The sequence below is a fragment of the Mycolicibacter longobardus genome, assembly GCF_002102265.1.
In the GTDB taxonomy this organism is placed as follows: Bacteria; Actinomycetota; Actinomycetes; order Mycobacteriales; family Mycobacteriaceae; genus Mycobacterium; species Mycobacterium longobardum.
The window spans coordinates 1-4,655 of sequence record NZ_LQPG01000052.1; the positions used below are offsets into that span (position 1 = coordinate 1).

Sequence of the window (4,655 nt, forward strand, 5' to 3'; positions counted from 1 at the left end):
CCCCGCCGAAGAACTCGACCGACTACTGTCAGACCCGTCCACATTCGTTGCAGCGACCGCCTGAATTCAGGCGCACTCTTGCCTGGTACGCGCAGAGTCAAACGCAGGGCGGGGCGGTTTACTCGCCGCGCAGCCGGGCCTGAAGCTCCTCGCGCTCACGGCGCCGGCGCTCACCGGCCACGGCCAGACTCTCGGTGGCCCGCCTCCGCAGCGGAGTGAACACCCACATTCCCAACGGCAGCGCGATGATCAGCGCCAACAGTGCCGCGACGATCGGCGGGAAGTCGGTCAGCCCGAGTAGACGACCGAGGGCGTAGATCACCGCCGTGAGCGCGGCCACCAGCGCCAGCCGGGCTGCCGCATACACCGCCACATCCACTACCGCACGGCCCACCGGCCCCCGACCTTTCACCACGGTGTTCAAGCCTACTGGCGGGCCAGAGGGCGTTTGACGGCGCTAACGGTATATTCGGCGACAGGGAGGTGGTCACGAGTGCTCTATCTGCTTCTCGTTTTGACCCTGGGAACACTGATCTACATCGGGCTGCGCACCGCACGTGCACGGCCGAAGACGCGCGTGATCGGCCCGGATGACGATCCGGATTTCCTCTGGCGTCTCAGCCACGGCGACAGCCAGCCGTAGGAGCCGAAACCTCGATCTAGACGAAGTGCTGGTTGAACCTGTCGTCGCCCGGGAAGGCTTCGGCGACGACGGCGGCCAGCTCCACGAGTGCTTCGCGGGTGTCCCGCTTGAGCCGCAGCAGATCGATCTCGGCGCCCTCTTCCAGGTGCGGGTCGAACGGTATCAACCGCACCGCACGGCAGCGCCGGGAGAAGTGGTCTACCACCTTCTGCATGTCGACCTTGCCGCCCCGCGGTCGCACCCCGTTGATCACGGCGATCGAGTTGCGCACCAGCTCCTCATGGCCGTGCGCGTCCAGCCAGTCCAGCGTCGCCGAAGCACTGCGAGCGCCGTCGACCGAACCGGAGCTGACCACGATCATGGTGTCGGCTTTGGCCAGCACCGCCGACATGGCCGAGTGCATCAGACCGGTGCCGCAGTCGGTGAGGACCAGGCTGTAGAACCGCTCCAGCACCTGCAGCGTGCTGGCGTAGTCCTCGGCGCTGAAGGCCTCCGAGACCGCCGGGTCGCTCTCCGAAGCCAGCACCTCCAGTCGGCTGGGACCCTGGTTGGTGTAGCTGCGGACGTCGCTGTAGCGCTGGATGCCGTCGGCGTCGCGCAGCAGGTGACGCACCGTCGCGGGCGTCTCCATCGGCACCTTCTGGCTCAGCGTGCCCCGGTCCGGGTTGGCATCCACGGCCACCACCCGGTCACCCCGGATGGACGCGAACGTGGAGCCCAGGGTCGCGGTGATGGTGGTCTTGCCGACACCGCCCTTCAGGGACAGCACCGCGATCCGGTGACAGCCCTGCAGCGGCCGGTTCACCTGTACCACCAAGTCGTTGAAGCGAGCGGTCCGCGGGCTCTCGCCGACGTTGATCAGCTTGCCGGACGCCACGTAGAGCAGACGGCGCCAACCCGAGGTGGGCGGCGGCTTGACCTGCCGCAACAGCGAGGTGGTGGACAGGTCCGAGAACGGCGCGATGGGCTCCGCTGGGCGATACGGCGCCTGGCCGCCGCCGGGGGCGCCGCCGAAGTAGACCGGAGCGGGGTTCTCCATCGGCTGCGGGACCCAGGTCGCCGGGCCGTTGTTCCACGACTGTTGCTGCGCCTGGGTGTCCGCAGGCGCCGCCGGCCACGGGTCGACCGGTTCGGCGAACCGGCGCTCGGTGCGGAATCCGCCGAATGACCGGGTCTCCTGGCTTTCAGCCTGCTGGTTGAACGAACTGGTGTCCGACGCCCCCGCTGGCCTGTCGGCGTCCCCGGCGGCCTGCTGATACGGCCGAAACTGGGTGGTCGGATGATCCGTCACGTCGTGGCCCGCGGTGGCGTCACCGGGTGCATGGTCGGACACTGGTATCTCCCCCGTCACGGTGTTGAGTCGTGGATGGACATCGGTAACCGCAGGGTAGCGCAGCCGTCATAGAGGAAACTGTCAGCTGAATTAGCCGACTCCGGCATACGAGTGCAGTCCCACCGTCACCAGATTGACGAAGAACAGGTTGAAGATCATCGCCGCGAAGCCGACGACATTGATCCACGCCGCCTTGTAGTCCCGCCACCCGGCCGTCGACCGGGCGTGCAGGTAGGCCGCGTAGACGATCCACGCGATGAACGAAACCGTCTCCTTGGGGTCCCAGCCCCAGTAACGACCCCATGCCCCTTCGGCCCAGATCGCGCCGAAGATCACCCCGAAACCGAACACCGGGAACGCGAAGATCGTCGTCCGGTAGGCGATGCGGTCCAGGGTCTGGGCGTCCGGCAGCCGGCGCACCATCCGGGCCAGCGCACCCGGAGTGTCGGGGTCGCTGAGCCGCGAGGAGCGCACCAGGAACAGAATGCTGGCCACCCCGGCCACCAGGAACACCCCCGAGCCGAGGCTGACCACCGACACGTGGATCGGCAACCAGTAGGACTGCAGCGCCGGCATCACCGGTGCCGCCGTGGCGTAGAGCCAGCGCCCGGAGACCGTCAGCAGGATCAGCACCGGCAGCAGCACGAACACCCACAGGCTGCGGTATTGCGGCCGGCGCAGCGCGACGGCGGCGCCAACCAGCCCGCAGAAGCAGGTCAGGTTGATGAACTCGTACATGTTGCCCCACGGCGGGCGCAGGGTGGCGGCGCCGCGCAACACGATGCAGGCCAGCAGCAGGCCGATGCCCAGGTAGACCAGGGCCAGCCCGGCGCGGCCCACCCGCTCATCCAAGGGCCGCCGCGGGGCGGGGAGCACCACGCCCGGGGTGGCACTGTCGGCGCGCACGCCCCCGGCTGCCACCAGCTCGGCCTCGGCGGGGGTGCGGGAGCGGCTGTAGGCCAGTTCGACGGCCAGCAGCAGCAGCGCGATGACCAGCACGATCAGCGCCGAGGTGAACGCCCAGTCGGAGTAGCGCGCCAGCCCGGCGTCGATGTGGGTCGTGTTCATCTAGGTCTCCTTGCCGAACAGCTTCGTGCTCAAGCGCTCGAACTCGTCACCCCAGCCGGAATTGTCGGTGCGAGCGAGCCCGCCCAGCTCGACGTTCACCGTACTGGACTCCCCCGGCGTGATTCGGATCCAGATCCGGCGCCGGCGCACCACCAGTGACACCACCAGGCCCGCCATCATCGTCATGGCGAACACCAGCACCCAGAGCTGGGCCGGATCGTGCGACAGCTGGATGTTGACGAACGGGACCGCGCCGTCGAAGCGCACCCGGGTGCCGTCGTCGAGGCGGATCTGTTCCCCGGCCTTCAGGTTGGAGCGGGCCACCTTGGTCAGCCGGCCCTGGCCGATCAGCCGCGAGTCAAGGGTGAACAGTCCCTGCGGCCGGCCGGTGTCGAGTCCGGTGTCGCCCCGGTAGACGTCGATAGCGACCGCCGGGTCGTTCATCGCGGGGAACGCCGACGACAGCAGCCGATCGTCGAGCTGTTCGGTCGGTGCGAACAACCCCTGAATGCCGATCTGGTGCTTGCGGCGCTCACCGGCGTCCGGGTACACCCCGGCCGGGGGGTCGAACCGCACCGCGCCCGACGACAACAGGGTCAGCGGGTTGTCCGGGCGGAACTGCACCGTCTGGGTGCGGGTCTGCCCGTCCGGGAAGATCACCGTGAAGGTGGGCGCGTAGCCGTGGCCCTGCAGGTAGGCCCGCACCCCGCCGACCCGCAGCGGATGGTTGACCTCCAGCAGATACGGGCGCCAGTGGTCGGTGCGCAGGTCGTCACCGGCCTGGTAGTCGATGTGCGCGGCAAAAGACGTGGCCAGCCCGGAGGCCAGGTAGTTCGCGGTGAAGTCGTTGACCCGCAGGCACAGCGGGTGCAGTTTGGTCCCGTCCACGGTGGCGCCGGCGCGGAACGAGTCGAACGCGGCCGGGGACGCCGAGCAGAATCCGGGCCCGCCGTCGGCGATGACCATCACGTTGCCCTCGTAACCGAACATGCGGCCGGCCGCGACGGACGCCAGCAGCCCCAGCAACGCGAAGTGGAAGATCAGGTTGCCGAATTCGCGTAGATAGCCCTTCTCTGCCGACACCTCGACGGTGCTTTCGACGGAGCGGGTGATCCGCCGCCAGCCGGGCAGCCGCGCCGCCATCTCGGCGCCGAGCGTTTGAGCGTCACCGGCCAGCTGCGTCTCGGCGTGCTTGGGCAGCCGGGCCAGGTTGCGCGGCGCGGCGACCGGCACGGCACGCAGGTTGCGCAGGTGCTCGAGGGTGCGCGGGGTCAGGCAGCCGATCAGCGACACGCACAGCAGCACATAGATCGCGGTGAACCAGAAACTGGAGAAGACCTCGAAAGCCTCCAGCCGGTCCAGCCACGGCCCCAGCACCGGGTGCAGCGCCAGATACTCCTCGACCTTGGCGGCATTCAAGCTGCGCTGCGGCAGCAGCGCACCGGGGATGGCGGCCAGCGCGAGCAGGACCAACAGCACCAGCGCGGTGCCCATGGAGGTCAGCGCCCGCCAGGTGTTGCGGACCCGGGCCATCAGTGTCGCGAGCAGACGCGAAGGGCCCCTAAAGCGCACTATTTTGGGGGCTTTCGCGTCTGCTCGCGGTGAGGGGGG

At 68.7% G+C, this 4,655-nt stretch carries 5 protein-coding genes; 1 reads left to right on the top strand and 4 read right to left on the bottom strand.

What is annotated here, in order from left to right; genetic code table 11:
• Positions 1-118 precede the first annotated feature (118 nt).
• Positions 119-415 (bottom strand): DUF4229 domain-containing protein, encoded by a 297-nt coding sequence (locus AWC16_RS21165; protein WP_234812372.1) that lies wholly within the window; start codon positions 413-415, stop codon positions 119-121.
• A gap of 78 nt (positions 416-493) precedes the next feature.
• Here AWC16_RS21165 and AWC16_RS23760 point away from each other — a divergent pair, with 78 nt between their 5' ends.
• A complete protein-coding gene (locus tag AWC16_RS23760) occupies positions 494-643 on the top strand; it encodes a hypothetical protein (RefSeq protein ID WP_109561529.1) in 150 nt (49 codons plus the stop codon).
• A 16-nt stretch (positions 644-659) separates the two neighbouring features.
• On the opposite strand, the gene AWC16_RS21170 is transcribed toward AWC16_RS23760, so the two are convergent.
• The 3 genes from AWC16_RS21170 to resB form a co-directional block, all read right to left on the bottom strand.
• On the bottom strand, positions 660-1,976 hold the full coding sequence (locus AWC16_RS21170) for a MinD/ParA family ATP-binding protein (RefSeq protein WP_109561530.1): 1,317 nt from the start codon (positions 1,974-1,976) through the stop codon (positions 660-662).
• A gap of 90 nt (positions 1,977-2,066) precedes the next feature.
• The gene (gene ccsB, locus AWC16_RS21175; protein ID WP_085266685.1) at positions 2,067-3,044 is read right to left on the bottom strand and encodes a c-type cytochrome biogenesis protein CcsB; all 978 of its coding nucleotides are present in this window, start codon (positions 3,042-3,044) and stop codon (positions 2,067-2,069) included.
• On the bottom strand, positions 3,045-4,655 hold a 1,611-nt coding region (gene resB, locus AWC16_RS21180), incomplete at its 5' end, for a cytochrome c biogenesis protein ResB (protein ID WP_234812373.1).

Bases quoted from the DNA above. Each gene is read 5' to 3' on its own strand.
- ccsB (WP_085266685.1), bottom strand. From the start codon at position 3,044: ATGAACACGACCCACATCGACGCCGGGCTGGCGCGCTACTCCGACTGG.